Origin of the sequence: Motiliproteus sp., from assembly GCF_965230735.1 — a bacterium.
Lineage (GTDB): Bacteria > Pseudomonadota > Gammaproteobacteria > Pseudomonadales > Balneatricaceae > Motiliproteus.
The window spans coordinates 2319092-2336972 of sequence record NZ_OZ246016.1 but is presented as its reverse complement, the minus strand read 5'-3'; the positions used below and the strand labels follow the sequence as shown (position 1 = coordinate 2336972).

Genomic DNA, 17881 nt, shown 5'->3' with positions numbered 1-17881 from the left:
TGGCGAAAATTTCAAACTGTAAAATAAATTGACAACCGGCACTGCTATACTCCCATCGCTGCATCGAATATCATCGCTTTTTTCTTGTTGTCCCGTAGTCTCAAGAAAGGGGATTCTAGCGTTAAGGAAAGGAGAGCATGTCCAAGATTTCCAGGGTTCGAAAGCCTTCTGTAAAACACACTTATTTTGGACTTGCGGTTTTTGAATCCGTTGCGATGCTGTCCTGCCTCTTCTTGGGGATCAACTTCTCCGGCACCAACTACATCGGCTTTTTTGACCACCTGCTTTGCGCCGACTGTATCACCTTCGTGCTGGTGGTCACCCTGTCGATGGCCGGCATGGGGCTCTATCATGCTCGCCAACGTGGCGAACCCCATGAACAACTGGCGCGTATCTTTATCAGCTTCGCTCTGGCTTCGGTTGCCCAGGCCGTATTCTTCTACTTTATTCCGTTTCTCGATATCGCCCCGAAAGCGATTATCATCTCGCTGGTACTGTCATTCTTTATCGTCTGCATTATCCGCTACTGCTTCAGCAAGCTGGCCAAGACCGCCTTCATCCGTCGCCGGGTACTGGTGCTCGGCGCCGGCGAGAAGGCCCAGATTATCGAACAACGCTTGCGACGCGCCAATGACAGACGGGGCTTCAACCTGCTGGGTTTCGTTCCGATGTCGGACGTTGAAACCGCCATCCCCGAAGAGAAACGACGCAAAGTGAATATGAAACGTCTTCGGGAGTATGCCGAGAAAAACCATATCGATGAGATCGTGATCGCCGCTGACCAACGCCGTGGTGCTCTGCCCATGGATGAACTCTACCGCTGCCGTGTGGGTGGCACTTACGTCACCGATGTCACCACCTTCATCGAAAAAGAGTGCGGTAAGATTCCGTTGAACCTGCTCAGCCCAAGCTGGATCATCTACTCCCGCGGCTACAAGACTAACGATGCCGTGATCCGAGCCTTTAAGCGACTGTTCGATGTCTGTATCAGCGTTGCCATGCTGGTGGTCACCCTACCGCTTACCCTAATCACCACACTATTGATCATGTTGGAGAGCGGTCCTCGTGCACCGATCTTTTATTCACAAACCCGTGTGGGCCTGAACGGTGAGCCGTTCCAGATCTTCAAGTTCCGCAGCATGCGGGTCGATGCGGAGTCCAACGGTGCCGTTTGGGCACGCAAAAACGATGATCGGGTTACCGTAGTCGGTGCCTTTATCCGCAAATACCGTATCGATGAACTGCCACAGCTGCTGAACGTCCTACTTGGGGACATGAGTTTTGTCGGCCCACGCCCCGAACGTCCCGAATTCGTCGACAAGCTGACCGAAGAGATCCCCTACTACGGTGATCGCCATATGGTTAAACCGGGGCTGACCGGCTGGGCCCAGATCTGTTACTCCTACGGGGGATCAACCAAAGACGCGCAGGAAAAACTGCAGTACGACCTCTATTACATCAAGAATTTCAGCTTCCTGCTCGACACCATGATTCTGATCGAAACCATGGAAGTGGTGCTATTCGGCAAAGGGGCTCGCTGAGCCCCTGATATCGCTAAGATAAAGCTTAGATCGAGCATCAACGACGCTCCCAAGCTTCCGATCTGACAACCCGCTCCTGCTCCCCATCAGCGCATGATTATCCGACGTGTTTCGTCTTCGGTGACTGGCCACCCAATCAACGGTGAGTAGCGCCGGTGCTATAGTTTCATCATCAGATCAATAATGTGGAATTGCATGATGCCTACAGGAGCCTTCCTGCTGCTGCAAATGCTGCGAGTAATGTGGAGTTCCGGTCGCGGCTATGCCGACTCGGCGGCCTCGACCAAAACACCACGCTACCGTGCCAAAAAGAAGATTGTCCGTGCGCTCTGGATCGCTTGCGGCATTCTGATGCTGGTATTTCCTATTACCCACTTCATCATCACCCTTGGCCTGTTCACGACCTTTTTGTCATTCACCATCCTTGATGAATCCCTCTGACAACAGGTTACTCTGACCACGGAAGCTGTTCCGGATCGCCCAGCACTTGAAGCTGATCGTTCAATGCCTTGTCGATAAATCTAAGCCCCTGCCTTGGCGGCAGCAGATAACGACATGGCTTGCCATCGAATTCAAACTTAACGGCGTAGGCATGTAGATAGCCACGATCCACTTCTGCCAACCGATGCTGCGGATCGTTCGGGTAATAACGCTTATCACCCAAAATGGGCGCACCGATACTTTTCAGCGCCACCCTTAACTGGTGGGTTTTTCCGGTCAGGGGTTTTAAGAGATAGAGTCGCGAACCATTTCCGAGACCGAAACTGAAAAAACGGGTCTTGGCCGGATTCTGTTTTGTCTTCAACAGACGCCAGCTGCCCCGGCGCCCCTTGTCCATATCTCCGCTAATCAGACCCTGTTTCTTTTTCGGCTTGCGATCAGAAAGGGCCAGATAATACTTTTTAACCAAACCCAGCCGAAACTGACGATTCAACTGTTCGGCGGCAGCCGGGCTGGTTGCGAGCAACAACAGGCCCGATGTCATCCGATCCAGCCGATGCACGGGATAGAGCTTGGACTCACCCAACCAAGCTTCGACCTGAGATACCAGCCCCGGCTGATCAGCTTCTTGATGAAAGCCTACCCCGGCAGATTTATCGATGACGACAAAGCCCGGTTGAACATCAACAATTTCGAAATCGCTCGGCATCACTGACTCCTGAAAATTTGGCGGGCAGTCTAGCAGACTTTCAAGGGGTGACTCAGCGACCTGTTAGGATTCAATCGGCTTCGGCTTCAATGGAGTAACGGCATTGGCCTTCAAACAGCTGTAACCGATCGGGTTGAGGCAACAGGTTCAGCTGAGAGGTACGCTGGAATTTCAACGAATCTCGGGCAACGGTGGCCAACGTCAGCCCCCCCATCAGTGCATAAACCTCGTATCGCTCGGAACGATAGATACGCTGCTCCTGATAGAGTAGAAAACGATCATCACTTCCCTTAACATCGCAGACTAAGGGTTGCGAGGCCTGGACAGAGCCGATGCTAACAAGCAGTGCGAAAAGCAGGAATCTCAAAAGGCCAAGCGCACAACCCAAGTATAGCCCGACAGGTACAAGGCCATGCCCACCTGTGAGCCCATCAGAACTGACTGTTAGGGCAGCGAATCCACGGACGATCAGAGCAGTTTCGTTCTATGAAGCAAAGACTATCGTTACTCGCCCTTCTTCTGCTGGGCCTGAGCAGCTTACCGACCAGCGCTATCGCTTGCGGCAGCAACCCCATTCGGGTCGGTTTCTTCGAGTTCCCTCCGTTTTACAGCGAAACGGAAACAGGGGACGCCGAAGGTATTCTGATCGATGAGCTTGATCGAGTAATGACTAAGCTGGGCTGTCGCTGGCAGGGACGTTTCGATCCCACCGGTAAATTATTAGAGCGCCACATCAACGGGGAAACTGACCTTCTGATGCTAATACAGCATCCCTTGTTGCTCGAACGCGCCCGTTACAGCCTCAACCCGGTCGGCAATCTACAACTCAACAGTTATTGGATCGGTGATAAACCCCCAGTTTCCAGCCTAAAGGATCTGCAGGGTAAGCGAGTGATTGTTATCCGGGGCTACGGCTATGGCGGATTGTTCCGCCAACTGAGTGATCCCGCCAATCAAATCAAATTGCAGATGGCTAAAGATCATCGACACGCCTTCGAGTTGCTATCGCAGCAACAGGGGGATTATATGCTAGGTTACCGGCGCCCAGCTGAGGCCGCCCTGCTAGAGGCACCGGTTGATCAACTTGGTGTTCAAAACGTCAAGGACTGGGATATTTATTTTGTCCTTTCACCCAAGTACACCGATCAGGATCTCATTCGGCGTCTCGATGAGGTACTTGCTGACCGCTGATCTAATCTAGGATCCGTGGTCAGTCACGCCAAGGCAAGCAGCCTAACCATAGCGCTCTCGATTTCGCTGCTGCCATAAAGTCAGCGAGCGCTCTCGGGCAGTTTCAATCGAATCAGCCTTACGCATCAGCACTAAACAAACGGCGAGGGTTTCTGTCACCGCATGCTCCCCGTATTCGCAGCTTTTCTCACCCTTCCAGATCGCCAGCAGGTCGCTGGGATCGAGGTTATCAGGCCGGGTCAAACGCTTACTTAGCAGCCGCGGCCAAACCTGATCCTCATACTCACCCTGCTTAACCCACTGCAGGGTGCAGTCGGCGTCTGGACGGATCTCCGCCTCCCCACCGTCACCACGTATCGTTACGCTATCGCTCTGCCCCAGCAGCTGAGCGGTTTGCTGGTGCATCGGGCCATAGGCGGGATGGAACACGCCATCGATGCGATAGGGTGCATCCAGTGGATTGATCAGTCGACTCAGGGTATGCACCGGTGAACGCAGACCGAGAATCGGACGCAGATTGATGATCCGCGCCAGCTCAGGACTGATCAGCTCCAACGGCAGATAGCAAAGCCCGGTTTCATTCAGGTCGAGCTCGGCATCAAACCAGCTTCGAGCCGCCTTCAGCCCGAACTGACCCAACAGATCTTCAACATAGATACGCCCCGGCGTATGACCCCGCGCTCCATGCATACAGACCTTGACGCCACTGTCGGCCAGCGTTAATGCTGCGAGGAAATACCAGGGCAGATGGCGCTTCTTGCCCGCGTAGGTGGACCAATCCAGGTCGGCCTGCACCGGAGGCGGTGTACGCATCTGCTCGCGCACCGCGTTGACGAAGCCGCTGAGCTCTTCCGGGCTCTCTTCTTTGACCCTCAGCAGCATCAGAAATGCGCCCAGCTGTTCCGGCGTAACCTGATGATCAAGAATCATCGACATCGCCTGCTGAGCTTCTTCGGCGGTCAGTGATCGAGAGCCTTTTTTACCCTTGCCAAGAATCCGCACAAAGGGTGCAAATGGATGTTCGGTATTCGTCATAAATCAGTTTCTTATCAATGGCTAACGGAAGCAGCTCCAGATCCACCTGCAACAGGTCCGACTGCAATACAGGATAGATTCTATCGATTCGAACGACCCGATGTCAGTAGCCGGCGCAAAAACAATCGCTTGCGTTGCTATCTCAGGGAATCAGATAAACAGGGGAGACAGTGTCAGACGCTGTCCCTGAAGCGCTTTCAGGGGTGTAGGTAGCACGTCGTTGCTGGGCCAGACTCCGCTCAGCAAAGCCTTGGCATAGCCATTATCCAGCCCATGCAGTCGCATTTGCTGCGCCGCTTGCTCTGCGTCATAGGCCAAACGATGCCAGCAGGCCTTCAAACCGCCCTCATCCGTGGTCTCCAACAGCAGATACCAACCATCACGACTACCATCGTTTGCCGGCATCCCGATAACACCGCTATTGAGCCAATGCCTGCCGGACAGAGCACGTCCAAACGGAATGCCACAGTGCCCGCCGATGATCAGCTCCGCATCGGTCAAGCTCAGCTCTTCGGCGAAGGCTTGCTCATCGGTGTCAGAGAACAGGAAACGGTTGTTGCGACTCAAGCCACCGTGGATGACCTGACATGTTCTACCGGCCAGTTCAAACCGGATCTGCTCCGGCAACGAGCCCATCCAGCTACGTGTTGATTGCAGGGTTTGCTCCATACAGAAGCGATACCACTGCTGCGACAGCAAGCTGCAGGTCGAGCCCTGCTCGAACCCGCAACCGCAGTCGAGCGATCCGTCCGCCAGGGACTGCTCACAGTTACCCTGCATCATCACCACTCCCCAGCGGCGGAGGTAATCGACCGTCTGCTGCGGCTCGGCGCAATAAGCCACCAGATCACCGTTGCAGATAATCTGATCCGGGGCAATTCCCAAGCGTTCCGCCTCACGCCGAAGCGCCTGGGTGGCCTGCAGGTTGCCATACGGGCCGCCAAAGATCAGCAGCGGCCCCTGCAAACGCCCAAGATCGAGCGTTATCATCCGGCAGCGGAACCCAGGGCGTTATTGCGAGACTTCGGCGGCTGGTTGGCGGGCGTCAACAAACCACCGAGCCAGAAGGCCAGGCAGCCACCCACCAGAACGACAGCCGAGATCCACAACAGTTTGGTGTACTTGTGGCTATCGCCCAGCAGCGCGCTGTACCCGGAGGACTCGGTAAAGTAGAGCACCGCCCCACCCAGCGCCAGGACAAAGCTGACCAGATAGCTCCAGACCGGAATATCACGGCGCTTACCCCAAAGCGAAAAGAAAATAACCGGGGCCAGGTACATGGAAGCCGTCCCGCTGACTGCCACCGCACTGAACAGATCTTTGTTTCCCAGGAAAACAAACCCAAGCCCCAAGGCCATAAACAGCGCCATCACCGTACGACCGTTTCGGACCTCCGGCTTGAGTACGCCCATATCGACCGCAACCAGTTTGGCCGAGCTGGATAGCGTGCTATCGAGGGTCGACATCGCCGAGATCACCAGCGCCATATTGAACACCAGCATCGGCAGCTCACCCAGCAGACGGGTCAACACCTCATTCATGGCTTCGCCGCTGCCGGCATGGGCACCGGCCAGGATACCCAGAGAGCCGAATGCCAGAATACAGAAACTGCTGATCCAGGCCGCATGCAGGAAACTGCTACTGGTGGTTTTCCGGTCCGCCAGAAATCCACGGTCCATCATGACCGGATCATGCATCGGGTAAGACCAAACCTGCAGCAAGGCAACCAACAACAGGATCGGACCCGGCTCATCGATCTCAAACGGCTTGAACATCAGGTCGGCAACGGCGAAATGACCGCTGCTGAAGGTCAAGGCCAGTAGCAACACCAGCACCAGCAGGAAGATCATCATCTGGTAAAGGTCGGTGCGCAGTGAGGCCCGCAATCCACCCAGCATCGAATAGAACAGTGTAACCAGCGCAAAACCGACAATCGCCAGCACATATCCCTGACTGCCGGCGACGCCGAACAACAGGCCGATAACCAGCAGATTGGCGAATACTTCGCTGATCAGACGAACTCCGACGACCACGTTATAGCAGCCGGTTCCCCAGCGACCGAACCGTGCCCGTAGAAAATCCTGTACGCTGTCAAAACCGTGCTCGAAACGCAGGCTATCGATGATCCGGCCGCCGGTAAGAAAGGAAAGGTAGTAAGCGGCGTAGGCCAGCGTACCCCAGAGGCCGTAGTAAAAGCCCAAGATAGCCGCATTCATCAATGAACGGGCAAACACCCAGGTTGTGACCTGGGAGAAGATCAACGTCAACAATCCGGGCGCCTGACCATCGGCCGACTGCCCCCGGAAAAAAGCACCTTGATGACGAGCATTGGCGCTCAACATCACTGATCCCAAGGCCACCACGGCGACCAGCAGCGGTAACGCGTAATCCATAGGTTCCCCTTACTTTCTGGATAAAATCGATTGCCCATTAGCGGACAGACGAAGTCTAGACGCAACGGGGTCAGATCCGTTACAGCTTGAGATAAAAAACCCTATGAAAACAGCAAGAAAACCGCTTTCCGCTCAAGCGGCCTTTAGAATCAGCGTCAGGAAAGCTCAATCAGCGGGATCGGAATCAGGCTCCGTCTTGTCCGCTTTACGGGTGCCGGTCGCCTTTCGCGTACCGGCCTTATCGCCAACCGTCGGCACCTCTCCCAGCATCTGCTCCAACATCTGAGTCAACTGCCCCTCTTTGGTGGCTCCCAACCCCGAGTCAGAGTCCGAGGGCCCGGCACCGTCCTCGGCCAGAGGAACGGCTGCGGGTAGTTCAATGACCGACGAATCCTGCACCAGGGATGGAGTGATCGACACGCTGTCAGGATGCAGTTGCTCCAGTTGACCCGGAGTCATCAGCGACGAATCGGCCGTCAACGCCCGCTCACCGATAAAGCATCCGCGCTTGTGGATCGACATCTGACGGCTATGAACAACCCCACGAACCCGACCGTCTCGCTCGACATTCAGCTCATCGCAATGAACTTCCGCATCGAGCAAGCCGCTGACACTGATCTGGCGCGCTTCAACAACGCCTCTGACCTCGCCTCGACGACCGATGGTAATGCTGTCCAGGGTCCGGATATGGCCCTCGAAGAAACCATCGATATGGAGCTTACCATCGAGGCTCATTTGTCCGCTGAGCTTATGTCCTCGGGCGATGATAGTGACGGCAGCGCCAGCTGGTTCAGCGGCTGCATCTTTTTTAAACCATCCCATGCGACGGCCTTTTCCTGTGTCATGATCTGGTCGTAATTATGCAAACTCCAGTTTAGAAACGGAACCGGATTCAGCGGTTTGAACAGATAGCGGACTTCGTAATGAAGGTGTGGTCCGGTAGATTTACCCGAGTTACCACTCTGACCAATCAACTCCCCCTTTCGTACCAACTGGCCGCTGCGCACTTTGGGCCGTTTTTTCATATGGGCGTAGTAGGATTTGAAGCCGAAATTGTGGTTGATAATCACCAGGTATCCGAAACCACTTTTTTTATGGTAGCCGGCGTACTCCACGGCCCCGTCGGCAGTCGCATAGATCGGGGTGCCCGTGTCCACCGGAAAATCGACCCCATTATGATGCTTTCGTTGGCCGGTGAGCGGATGCTTGCGCATTCCGAAACCGTCCGTCAGTCGCTTCATCTTGACCGGATAGCCATTGGGAATACCGTGCAGCATAAACAGCCGCTCGTTGGCCATCTGCTGCAGTTGCTGACTGCGTTCGATGGTCATCGTCTCGGCAGGCTCCAGCCCCATGGCCAGCTCCAGTTGTCGAAGCGGCTGACTCCAGGCCTCGTTGACCTGCTGCAGACTATTTCGCTCCTGTTCCAGACTGGTCAGATTGAGCGACAATTTATCCAGCTCGGTCTGGACCGTCTCGTGACTTCCCAGCACACCGGTGTAGAGGCTACCGAGCTTCTGATAGTCGGCGGTCAGGCTATGGAGTTCGTCGGAGGTTTTAACCAACAGCGCATTGCTGATAAAGAAGCTGGCCAACAGCATCAGCACAAACAGCAGCAGCAGACAGCGGGCAACTAGATTGAGCGACAACTGCCGGGAGCCCCGGGCCGTGGTCAAGGTGATTAGCAGACGTTTACGCACAGGGATGCCGTCTCAGGTATTCAAAACGTAGCGTCGATTTGGTGGTGGTAATAGATCGAATTATAGCGATCCGGATGCCGTACAAAACAGCCAAAAAAAAGCAGGCCGAAACCTGCTTTTTCAAGTCTTAGCGGCAATCTACAAGATTATGAAACCGCCAACACCGGGGTTATCAAAGTATCTTACAGGACAGTAACTTGGTCTGCCTGAGGGCCTTTCTGGCCTTCAACTTCGATAAAGCTAACAGCTTGGCCTTCGTGCAGAGTGCGACGACCTTCAGCGAGGATGGAACGGAAGTGTACGAACAGGTCCTTACCGTTTTCACGCTCGATGAAGCCGAAGCCTTTCTCGTCGTTAAACCACTTAACTGTTCCGGTTTGCTTGTCTGACATAGTCTTTCTTTCTCGATAAAAATAGTGCTTAGGGCCAAGCCGGCGTATCCGGTTCAGCACCGTTTCGTTAACGCAGAGGGCAAACAAGGATGGATCAGAAAGCTCGCAATAGAACGGTCGACCGATACTGATTCGCACGTCTTCGTGACAAAACATCCCGACTATACCGTTACTATCGCGATCTGCCCACTATTTTCCTTACAATGTCCAAGATATCCCCTGATTCACACCCCATCCCTCCATCCGTTTCAGCCATACCCATCGGCGAACAGGCGCTCTCCCATTGCCAGGGTTTGACTGGAACTTGTTGCATTCTCGACCAGCAACAGAACCAAACTCTGCAGGGGTAGATGTTATTCGGTAGCCGCCGAGCCGAGAAACAACCGCTGCGACTCAAGCACATAACCGGATCGAGAGATGGGGGTTAGCGTCGGGAATTGGCCGTTAAGCATTGGAATCAATGGCTAAAGTTTGGCACCGCTGTTCCGATGATTAATTAGACATATCCTTAAGTCGTAATTGGGCAAAGTCCCTCTTGATTTAAAGGGAATATCATCAGAAGCTCAAAGCTGCCCCGAACAGGGCACTTTCCATGCAGTAACGAAGTCGCTGGAAACATAATAACTAGGAAGCAGTATGAGCCTTTATAAGAATATCGAAAAAAGCTTTTTCTTCACGCTGACACGAAAAATCGTCGGCAATGTGGTGTTCCTGCTGTTGATGCAGCTGCTGATTCTCTGGTTATTTTTCAGCAACAACAGCGCCATCCAGGACGCGCTCGAGAAATTCCCCGCTGACAACGTGCTGGTGCAACAGGTCCAGTCCATCGCCGATGACAGCAGTCTCTATATCAGCATTCTGGCGGTGATCAGCCTTGGTGCTTGCTTGTTCCTGATCTTCTTTATGCGCCACCTGTTTCTGCGGCCGATCAAAACCATCACCGACATACTCCGCGCGATCAGCGAACAGAATGGCGATATCTCCCGGACTCTTCCGGTCGATACTTACGACGAGATCGCCGACCTCTCCGAAGGGTATAACGAATTTGCCACCAACCTGCGCGGAATCATCGCCAAAATCCGCCGACGCAGTGTCAAAGTAGCGCTGGGGTCGACCCAGCTCAGCCAGGTAATCACCCAGGCCCATAAAAATGTGATTGAGCAGGAGAACCACGCCAAATTTGTGTTCGAATCCAGCTCTCAGGCTACCGAAGCCATTGATGGCATTGCGCAGCACACCAGCACCATCGCCGACCAGAACAGCCAGAACCTGCGCGAGGCTCAGGCTTCGGTCAAGGAACTCGAGCATGTCGTGGAGCAGATCCAGCAAGTGACCGCACTGGTGGGCAGCTTCCACGAAACCGTCGTCCAGCTGTCGACCAACTCCGACAATATCGCCAACATCGTCGGCATGGTGCAGGAGTTTTCGGAACAGACCAACCTGCTGGCACTCAATGCCGCCATCGAAGCTGCCCGGGCCGGTGAGCATGGTCGAGGATTCGCCGTGGTGGCCGACGAAGTTCGTAATCTGTCCCAGAAGGTCAGCAAAGCGACCGACGAAATCGGCACCAACATCACCCAGATGACCTCACTGGTGGCCAACACCAAACAGGGCACCGAAGAAATTCAGGAGTTCACCAACAGCACTCAGACGGTCGTCGAGTCGACCTCGGTCCAATTCCACAAAATGGTGTCGGACTTCGAAACCGTTAACAGTCAGCTCACCGAAATCAGCGCCGCCATTGAAGAGCTATCCGCCACCAACCGGGAGTCCCACCAGCACGTTACCCGGATCAGCGAGCTGAGCCAGCAGGTCAGCGACAATATCGATCGCTCTCAGGGTTACTCCGATGAACTGGAGCTGTCGACCGAACAGATCCAGGAACTGCTATCGCGCTTTATCATCGGCTACGGCGGCTTTGAGCGGATTATTCTTCAAGCACGGCAATGGAGCGATCAGGTAACCCAGGCCTTCGAAGAGCTTGCCGGCCAGGGCGTCAACCTGTTCGACCACAACTACAAGCCGATCCCCAACACCAACCCGCAGAAATACAGCATTGCCAATCTGGATACGATTGAGCGCAAAATGCAGCCGCTCTATGACTCCTTTATCAAGAAGTGTCCGGAGTTTATCTATGCGGTGGCCATCGACAAAAATTGCTATCTGCCGGTTCATCACAGCCATGTATCGCAACCGCTGACCGGTGACTTCAACATCGATAACATGAAGAGCCGGCACCAGCGAATTTTCAAAGGAAACCGCGCCGAACAGCGTCGAGCCGTCAATACCGAGCCCTTCCTGCTGCAAACATTTATTCGGGATACCGGAGAGATTCTCAACGACCTGGCCGTGCCGATCTACATCAAAGGCCAACACTGGGGCAATCTGATCATGGGCTTCAAACCCGACAGTTTGCTGGACGACAAGTAAACTATGAAGCCAAAAAAAACCGCGGTCACTGCCGCGGTTTTTTTTATTCTGAATCCAGCAATCTGAAAGATTTACTCTTCCATCGCCTCTTCAGGGATTTCGGCGTTGTGGTAGACGTTCTGAACGTCATCCAGATCTTCCAGCACATCGACCAGACGGATCAGCTTCTGCGCCGCCTCAACGTCCAGCTCGTTGGTGGTCGACGGGATCATGGAAACTTCGGCAAAGACCGGCGTTAAACCACCCTCTTCCAACGCCGCTTTAACGCTCAGGAATTCGGCACGGTCGGTAAACACGTCGATGGAACCATCGTCGTTAGTGACCACGTCATCGGCACCGGACTCCAGCGCGATATCCATGATTTGCTCTTCGTCGGCTCCCTCTTCGAAGCTGATCTGCCCCTTCTTGTCGAACAGATAAGCAACAGAACCGGAAGTCCCCAGATTACCACCGGCCTTGGAGAACGCAGCCCGAACCTCAGACACCGTGCGGTTGACGTTATCGGTCATGGTCTCGACCAGAATCGCGGTACCACCCGGCGCGTAACCTTCATAGGTCAGCTCATCGTAGTTTTCGCCTTCACCACCACCGGCGCCGCGCGCGATCGCCTTCTCGATGGTGTCTTTCTTCATGTTGGCGCCCAGCGCCTTGTCGACCGCCAGTCGCAGACGCGGATTATCGGCGATCTCGCCACCGCCCTCTTTGGCGGCAACGACCAGCTCGCGGATCAGTTTGGTGAAAATCTTACCCCGCTTGGCATCCTGTGCCGCCTTACGGTGCTTGATGTTGGCCCATTTACTGTGACCTGCCATAGAAACTGTCCTCTGTCAGCGGGCGACCTCTGCCGCCCGGTATCTCTTGTTACAGCCTGCGAAAACCGGTTCCGCAGGCACAGCCCTAAACCTTGATAACGGATCAGGGCGTCTTGCGGATGCGGATATTCAGCTCGCGCAGCTGGGTGGCGCTGACTTCGCCCGGCGCAGCGGTCATGACACAGGCTGCACTCTGGGTTTTCGGGAACGCGATCACTTCACGGATCGAGTTGGCACCGGTCATCAGCATCACCAGACGGTCCAGGCCGAAGGCCAGACCACCATGGGGCGGCGCACCAAACTTCAACGCATCCAGCAGGAAGCCGAATTTCTCCTGCTGCTCCTCTTCGGAGATATTCAGCACGTCGAACACGGTTTCCTGCATCTTCTGGTCGTGGATACGGACCGAACCACCGCCCAGTTCACAACCATTCAATACCATGTCGTAGGCACGGGACAGCGCCGCTTCCGGATCCGCTTTCAGCTCCTCAGCGGAACAGCTCGGCGCGGTGAACGGGTGGTGCAGCGCGGTCAGCGAACCGTCGCTGTTCTCTTCGAACATCGGGAAGTCAACAACCCACAATGGCGCCCACTCACAGGTGTACAGGTCCAGGTCTTCACCCAGCTTGCAGCGCAGCGCACCCAAAGCTTCGGTAACCACCTTGCCGCTGTCAGCGCCGAAGAAGACGATATCGCCGTCTTTGGCTTCAACCCGCTCCATCAGCGCCAATGAGACGTCAGCACCCAGGAATTTAACGATCGGCGACTGCAGCCCTTCGACGCCCTTGGCCAGCTCGTTGACCTTGATCCAGGCCAGACCCTTGGCACCATAGATACCGACAAACTTGGTGTATTCGTCGATCTGCTTACGGGTCAGGCTGGCACCACCCGGAACCTTCAGCGCGGTCACACGACCTTTCGGGTCTTTGGCGGGACCGGCGAAGACTTTGAAGTCGACGGTGGCCATCAGGTCCTTAACGTCAACCAGCTGCAGCGGAATCCGCAGATCAGGCTTGTCGGAACCGTACTTTTCCATCGCTTCGGAGTACGGCATCTGCGGGAAGTCGCCAAGGTCAACGCTCAGCACGTCCTGGAACAGCTCCCGAATCATGCCTTCGGTCAGGCCCATGATCTGCTCTTCGTCCAGGAAGCTGGTCTCGATATCGATCTGAGTGAATTCCGGCTGACGGTCGGCGCGCAGGTCTTCGTCACGGAAGCACTTGGCGATCTGATAGTAACGGTCCATGCCGGACACCATCAGCAGCTGCTTGAACAGCTGCGGCGACTGCGGCAGTGCGAAGAAGCTACCTTCGTGGGTACGGCTCGGCACCAGGTAGTCGCGGGCACCTTCCGGCGTGGCACGGGTCAGGATCGGGGTTTCGATATCCAGGAAGCCGTTATCGTCGAGGTAGTTGCGGATCTTATTGGTGATCCGAGAACGCAGACGCAGTTTGTTCAGCATCTCGGGTCGACGCAGATCGACGTAGCGGTATTTCAGACGAACATCTTCACCGACGGTCTGGTGATCATCCAGCTGGAACGGAGGCGTCTCGGCCTTGTTCAGGATCACCAGCTCCTTACCCAGCACTTCGATCTTACCGGTGGTCATCTCGGCGTTTTCGGTACCTTCCGGACGGGCACGGACACGACCAGTCACCTGGATCACAAATTCGTTGCGAACACTGTCGGCCAGCTCGAAATGCTCTTCGGTGTCCGGATCGAATACCACCTGGGCGATACCGTCACGGTCCCGCAGGTCCAGGAAAATAACCCCACCGTGATCACGGCGACGATGGACCCAACCACAGAGTGTAACCGTCTGGTCGATTAGAGTTTCGTTCAAGCTGCCACAGTAATGGCTACGCATAATGCTGTCCTGTTCTCAAAATGAATCAATCTATCTAGCGTCGCTTTGAACGCCGAATTCTAAAGTTGCTCAGCTGTCAGCGCTGGAGGCACTGTCGGAACCGCCGGCCAGATTCTTCTTGGATCCGGTCTTAAAGTCGGTCTCGTACCATCCCTTGCCCGCCAGGCGGAAACCGGCGGCCGAGATCTGCTTGGTCAGAGAGGGCTGATCGCAGCGAGGGCAATCGGTCAGCGCATCATCGCTGATCTTCTGCAACGCTTCGAGTTGGTGACCACAGTCACCACACTGGTATTCGTAGATGGGCATATCTGAAGTAAATCGCTGTCAAACAAACGCGCGATTATAACTGCTTCGGCGAGGTCTGACATCCCCTGCCGGACGGGAATCTGGGCGGAGTTATGGAGGCAGTTTTGATGTTCGCAGCAGAGCCGAACAGATCGCCACCGCACAGATCAGAATAACCATGCTGGACAAGACGGGATTGCAGCGCTGTAGAGCCGGATACCCAGGGCATCCGGCATCAGGACGAGGTAACAGATCGGGTTAAGATCAGCCTTCCGCGACGGTTTCGTACTCGCTGTCATCGGCCAACATACTGTTAACCCGCTCACGAATATCGGCAATCTGTTCGTCACTGTAGGGTTGGCTCGGCAGTTTGCCCCAGACCGGCGCCGGCCAGGCAGGATCATCCGGTTGGCGCACCACATGATGCACGTGAAGCTGGCGCACCACGTTTCCAAGCGCCGCCACATTCATCTTATGGGCATTGAAAATATCGGCCAGATTAGACGACAACCGACTCGATTCGGCCAACAGCTGCTGCTGATCTTCCACCGACAGGTGATAGATCTCACCGACATCCGAACGCTGTGGCACCAGGATAAACCAGGGATAGTTGGCGTCGTTCATCAGCAACAGCTCGCACAATGAGAAACGCCCCAGTCGAATACAGTCCTGCGCTAGCTGCGGATCCAGGCTGTAGGGGTGGAGCTCCGGATCCAGATCCCGGGCCGGGTCATAATCAATATCGGCGCTGGCCTCCAGTTCGGTCATACTTGTCTCCTTACGGGGTTTTATCTGAGTATAAGCCAGTTGGCATCAACCAACGCGAATAAATAGCCGAGTAAGGCTTAGCAAACCGTCTATGCTTGGGAACCTACGAATAAGTCCTGGCGAGCTTCTGTCTTTCAGTTTGGTTCGCAATCCAGGCGGATGTTTTATGCCAGCAGCAAACAACGACTTGATCGACCAACTCCGGCCGACCACCCTCCCCGTCGAACAGCAGACGCTGTTCAGCGCCGCTTTTCTGGAGGCGTTTGAAAGTAGTGGTTGCCTTGGACCGCAGAGTGGCTGGCTGGCCCAACACCAGACGCTGAGATCAGACAGCGGTGATCAGGAAGCCTTTCTGCCACTCTATCTCAAACAGCACTCCTACGGCGAATACGTGTTCGACTGGCTCTGGGCCGATGCCTCTGAACGAGCCGGACTGGCCTATTATCCGAAATTGATCAGCGCCATTCCCTACACACCCTGCCCCGGACCTCGGCTAGGCCTGTCTGATCCCGACGCAGAATCCCTGCTGCCGGCACTGCTGGAACAACTGATCGGCCATGCTGAACAGCAGCAGGCCTCATCCTGGCACCTGCTGTTTGCCGATCACCCGAGTCGCGAACGGATTCAACGCCACTGGCCCTTATCGCAATCGCTGCTGGAGCGGTTTGACTGCCAGTACCATTGGTTTAATCGCAACTACAGCAGCTTCGACGATTTTCTCTCGCAACTGCGTTCCCAGAAGCGCAAAAGCTTGAAACGGGAAAGGCGCAAAATTGAACAGCAGCAACTCCGCCTCAACCGGCTTAGCGGCAAGCAGATCAGCAGCACCCTGATCGGTGCTTTCTACGACTTCTATGCCCTGACCTATCACCAGCGAGGCCGCCACCCGTACCTGAATCGTCGTTTCTTTGAGCAGCTACGACAACAGCTTGCCGACCGAATGCTGCTGGTCACTGCCGTTGACGAAAGCGCTCCTGGTAACCCGCTGGTGGGTTGCGCATTGTTTCTGTTCGACCAGGACACCCTCTACGGGCGCTGGTGGGGCGGACTGCCCGGCTACGACTGCCTTCACTTCGAGGCCTGTTACTACCAGGGGATCGAGTTCGCGATTGAACGAGGATTGAAGCGTTTCGATCCCGGCACCCAGGGCGAGCACAAGCTGATTCGTGGCTTCGAGCCGGTCAAAACCTGTTCGCTGCACTGGCTGAAACACCCGGGACTTCACCAAGGGGTAGAAAGATGGCTGGCCCAAGAGCGCCGCCAGGTCGAGGCCTATATCGAGCAGGCCCGAGGACTACTCCCCTACCGTCAATCGAATTGCTGATCGTACCGGGATCTAAATTCGACGCGTTAACTGCTACGGCGCTCGTTTAGCAGCAACACCCCTCCCGCCATAATCACCGCGGCCCCGACCCACAACATCAGCGCCGGCACCTCATCGAAGAAGAGATAGCCCACCGCAGCGGCAGCGATCAGCTCAAGATAAACAAGCGGCGCCAGCAACGACGCTTCGGCGTAACGGAACGCCTGGATCGACAGCAGATGGCTCAGCGAGGACAATACTCCAATTGCCGCAAAGAACAGCAGTTCGGACAGCTGCGGTACCGACCAGGCCCAGATCGCCTGCGGGGTCAGAATCAGCGAGCCCACCAGGCACTGGAAGGTCAACGTCTTCAACGGGTCGTTATTTTTCGATGCCAGCCGGGTCGCAATCAGATAGAACGCGAAAAACAGCCCACTACCCAGCGCGTAGATAATCCCCGGTTCGATCTCGCCCGCCGGATCCAGAATGATCAGCGTGCCCACGAATCCGCAGACCAGCGCCATGATCTTTCGCGGGGTCAGCCGCTCGTTGAGGAAGATAACCGCCAGTACTGCGGTGATAATCGGTCCGACAAAGTAGGCGGTAATCGCCGACGCCATCTGGACTTTGGACAGCGCGACGAAATAGAGCGTCATCGCGATCACCAGAAACAGGGTCCGATTGAAATGGGCCCCCAGGTTTTCCGTCGGCAGACAGCGACGACCATGGACCGCCAGTGCAATCGGCACGACCACCAGACTTGCCGCAGCATAGCGAGCCCAACTGACGTACAACGGCGAGTGAGTTTCGCTGAGATATTTAGCCAGCCCGTCCACAAACGGGATCAGCAACATCGCTGCCGCCATCAGAGCCAGACCCACCCCTTGGGCGGGATATTGCAAAGTTCGCTGAATACTCAATGGTTAAATTCCTTTTACCAACGCCTGACCAAAACTCGGCCACGCTTTCCTAACGCATTCGCCAAAGAAAAGGCCGCATCATTGCGGCCTTTCA

At 55.2% G+C, this 17881-nt stretch carries 18 protein-coding genes; 5 read left to right on the top strand and 13 right to left on the bottom strand.

Annotation, left to right across the window (positions count from 1 at the left end):
* Nucleotides 1-215: 215 nt before the first annotated feature.
* Complete coding sequence (locus ACO05M_RS10895) at nucleotides 216-1541, top strand: TIGR03013 family XrtA/PEP-CTERM system glycosyltransferase (RefSeq protein ID WP_421862419.1); 1326 nt, start codon at nucleotides 216-218, stop codon at nucleotides 1539-1541.
* A 195-nt stretch (nucleotides 1542-1736) separates the two neighbouring features.
* Entirely contained in the window at nucleotides 1737-1982 is a 246-nt protein-coding gene (locus tag ACO05M_RS10890; RefSeq protein WP_421862417.1) for a hypothetical protein, read from the top strand.
* Nucleotides 1983-1989: 7 nt separating this feature from the next.
* Here the strand turns inward: ACO05M_RS10890 and ACO05M_RS10885 are convergent, their stop codons facing one another.
* Both ACO05M_RS10885 and ACO05M_RS10880 read right to left on the bottom strand, forming a co-directional pair.
* Nucleotides 1990-2691 (bottom strand): TIGR01621 family pseudouridine synthase, encoded by a 702-nt coding sequence (locus ACO05M_RS10885; RefSeq protein WP_421862414.1) that lies wholly within the window; start codon nucleotides 2689-2691, stop codon nucleotides 1990-1992.
* 70 nt (nucleotides 2692-2761) lie between these two features.
* Nucleotides 2762-3058 carry a hypothetical protein gene (locus ACO05M_RS10880; protein WP_421862412.1) on the bottom strand — a complete coding sequence of 99 codons (297 nt, stop codon included), beginning with the start codon at nucleotides 3056-3058 and terminating at the stop codon, nucleotides 2762-2764.
* A gap of 119 nt (nucleotides 3059-3177) precedes the next feature.
* Here ACO05M_RS10880 and ACO05M_RS10875 point away from each other — a divergent pair, with 119 nt between their 5' ends.
* Nucleotides 3178-3882 (top strand): substrate-binding periplasmic protein, encoded by a 705-nt coding sequence (locus tag ACO05M_RS10875; protein WP_421862409.1) that lies wholly within the window; start codon nucleotides 3178-3180, stop codon nucleotides 3880-3882.
* Nucleotides 3883-3924: 42 nt separating this feature from the next.
* On the opposite strand, the gene ACO05M_RS10870 is transcribed toward ACO05M_RS10875, so the two are convergent.
* The 6 genes from ACO05M_RS10870 to ACO05M_RS10845 form a co-directional block, all read right to left on the bottom strand.
* A complete protein-coding gene (locus tag ACO05M_RS10870) occupies nucleotides 3925-4917 on the bottom strand; it encodes a glycosyl transferase family protein (protein ID WP_421862406.1) in 993 nt (330 codons plus the stop codon).
* A gap of 150 nt (nucleotides 4918-5067) precedes the next feature.
* Nucleotides 5068-5907: a metallophosphoesterase family protein gene (locus ACO05M_RS10865; RefSeq protein ID WP_421862403.1), complete on the bottom strand. Its 840-nt coding sequence runs from the start codon at nucleotides 5905-5907 to the stop codon at nucleotides 5068-5070.
* Complete coding sequence (locus tag ACO05M_RS10860) at nucleotides 5904-7310, bottom strand: sodium:proline symporter (protein ID WP_421862400.1); 1407 nt, start codon at nucleotides 7308-7310, stop codon at nucleotides 5904-5906. The genes ACO05M_RS10865 and ACO05M_RS10860 overlap by 4 nt, the downstream gene beginning before the upstream one ends.
* A 165-nt stretch (nucleotides 7311-7475) precedes the next feature.
* Nucleotides 7476-8045 (bottom strand): polymer-forming cytoskeletal protein, encoded by a 570-nt coding sequence (locus ACO05M_RS10855; RefSeq protein ID WP_421862397.1) that lies wholly within the window; start codon nucleotides 8043-8045, stop codon nucleotides 7476-7478.
* Entirely contained in the window at nucleotides 8042-9010 is a 969-nt protein-coding gene (locus ACO05M_RS10850; RefSeq protein WP_421862395.1) for a M23 family metallopeptidase, read from the bottom strand. The genes ACO05M_RS10855 and ACO05M_RS10850 overlap by 4 nt, the downstream gene beginning before the upstream one ends.
* Before the next feature lie 182 nt (nucleotides 9011-9192).
* Nucleotides 9193-9402, bottom strand: a complete 210-nt coding sequence (locus ACO05M_RS10845) for a cold-shock protein (protein WP_114694494.1) — start codon at nucleotides 9400-9402, stop codon at nucleotides 9193-9195.
* A gap of 636 nt (nucleotides 9403-10038) precedes the next feature.
* Between ACO05M_RS10845 and ACO05M_RS10840 the strand changes: the two genes are divergently transcribed.
* The gene (locus ACO05M_RS10840; protein ID WP_421862392.1) at nucleotides 10039-11832 is read left to right on the top strand and encodes a methyl-accepting chemotaxis protein; all 1794 of its coding nucleotides are present in this window, start codon (nucleotides 10039-10041) and stop codon (nucleotides 11830-11832) included.
* 71 nt (nucleotides 11833-11903) lie between these two features.
* Here the strand turns inward: ACO05M_RS10840 and ACO05M_RS10835 are convergent, their stop codons facing one another.
* The 4 genes from ACO05M_RS10835 to ACO05M_RS10820 all read right to left on the bottom strand — a co-directional run bounded on the left by ACO05M_RS10835 (nucleotide 11904) and on the right by ACO05M_RS10820 (nucleotide 15564).
* Nucleotides 11904-12644 (bottom strand): YebC/PmpR family DNA-binding transcriptional regulator, encoded by a 741-nt coding sequence (locus ACO05M_RS10835; protein WP_421862390.1) that lies wholly within the window; start codon nucleotides 12642-12644, stop codon nucleotides 11904-11906.
* A 103-nt stretch (nucleotides 12645-12747) separates the two neighbouring features.
* Nucleotides 12748-14511, bottom strand: coding sequence for an aspartate--tRNA ligase (gene aspS, locus ACO05M_RS10830; RefSeq protein ID WP_421862387.1), 1764 nt, complete (start codon nucleotides 14509-14511; stop codon nucleotides 12748-12750).
* Nucleotides 14512-14580: 69 nt separating this feature from the next.
* A complete protein-coding gene (locus ACO05M_RS10825) occupies nucleotides 14581-14817 on the bottom strand; it encodes an FmdB family zinc ribbon protein (protein ID WP_421862385.1) in 237 nt (78 codons plus the stop codon).
* 243 nt (nucleotides 14818-15060) lie between these two features.
* Nucleotides 15061-15564, bottom strand: a complete 504-nt coding sequence (locus ACO05M_RS10820) for an HIT domain-containing protein (protein ID WP_421862383.1) — start codon at nucleotides 15562-15564, stop codon at nucleotides 15061-15063.
* Nucleotides 15565-15730: 166 nt separating this feature from the next.
* Here ACO05M_RS10820 and ACO05M_RS10815 point away from each other — a divergent pair, with 166 nt between their 5' ends.
* Nucleotides 15731-16888: a GNAT family N-acetyltransferase gene (locus tag ACO05M_RS10815; protein WP_421862380.1), complete on the top strand. Its 1158-nt coding sequence runs from the start codon at nucleotides 15731-15733 to the stop codon at nucleotides 16886-16888.
* 26 nt (nucleotides 16889-16914) lie between these two features.
* On the opposite strand, the gene ACO05M_RS10810 is transcribed toward ACO05M_RS10815, so the two are convergent.
* Nucleotides 16915-17787, bottom strand: a complete 873-nt coding sequence (locus tag ACO05M_RS10810; protein ID WP_421862378.1) for a DMT family transporter — start codon at nucleotides 17785-17787, stop codon at nucleotides 16915-16917.
* Nucleotides 17788-17881: the final 94 nt, after the last annotated feature.

What these genes read in the sequence shown, in the direction of transcription:
- ACO05M_RS10895 (WP_421862419.1), top strand. Translation starts at nt 216, where the DNA reads ATGCTGTCCTGCCTCTTCTTGGGGATCAACTTCTCCGGCACCAACTAC.
- ACO05M_RS10890 (WP_421862417.1), top strand. Translation starts at nt 1,737, where the DNA reads ATGATGCCTACAGGAGCCTTCCTGCTGCTGCAAATGCTGCGAGTAATG.
- ACO05M_RS10885 (WP_421862414.1), bottom strand. Translation starts at nt 2,691, where the DNA reads ATGCCGAGCGATTTCGAAATTGTTGATGTTCAACCGGGCTTTGTCGTC.
- ACO05M_RS10875 (WP_421862409.1), top strand. Translation starts at nt 3,178, where the DNA reads ATGAAGCAAAGACTATCGTTACTCGCCCTTCTTCTGCTGGGCCTGAGC.
- ACO05M_RS10870 (WP_421862406.1), bottom strand. Translation starts at nt 4,917, where the DNA reads ATGACGAATACCGAACATCCATTTGCACCCTTTGTGCGGATTCTTGGC.
- ACO05M_RS10865 (WP_421862403.1), bottom strand. Translation starts at nt 5,907, where the DNA reads ATGATAACGCTCGATCTTGGGCGTTTGCAGGGGCCGCTGCTGATCTTT.
- ACO05M_RS10860 (WP_421862400.1), bottom strand. Translation starts at nt 7,310, where the DNA reads ATGGATTACGCGTTACCGCTGCTGGTCGCCGTGGTGGCCTTGGGATCA.
- ACO05M_RS10855 (WP_421862397.1), bottom strand. Translation starts at nt 8,045, where the DNA reads ATGAGCCTCGATGGTAAGCTCCATATCGATGGTTTCTTCGAGGGCCAT.
- ACO05M_RS10845 (WP_114694494.1), bottom strand. Translation starts at nt 9,402, where the DNA reads ATGTCAGACAAGCAAACCGGAACAGTTAAGTGGTTTAACGACGAGAAA.
- ACO05M_RS10840 (WP_421862392.1), top strand. Translation starts at nt 10,039, where the DNA reads ATGAGCCTTTATAAGAATATCGAAAAAAGCTTTTTCTTCACGCTGACA.
- ACO05M_RS10835 (WP_421862390.1), bottom strand. Translation starts at nt 12,644, where the DNA reads ATGGCAGGTCACAGTAAATGGGCCAACATCAAGCACCGTAAGGCGGCA.
- aspS (WP_421862387.1), bottom strand. Translation starts at nt 14,511, where the DNA reads ATGCGTAGCCATTACTGTGGCAGCTTGAACGAAACTCTAATCGACCAG.
- ACO05M_RS10825 (WP_421862385.1), bottom strand. Translation starts at nt 14,817, where the DNA reads ATGCCCATCTACGAATACCAGTGTGGTGACTGTGGTCACCAACTCGAA.
- ACO05M_RS10820 (WP_421862383.1), bottom strand. Translation starts at nt 15,564, where the DNA reads ATGACCGAACTGGAGGCCAGCGCCGATATTGATTATGACCCGGCCCGG.
- ACO05M_RS10815 (WP_421862380.1), top strand. Translation starts at nt 15,731, where the DNA reads ATGCCAGCAGCAAACAACGACTTGATCGACCAACTCCGGCCGACCACC.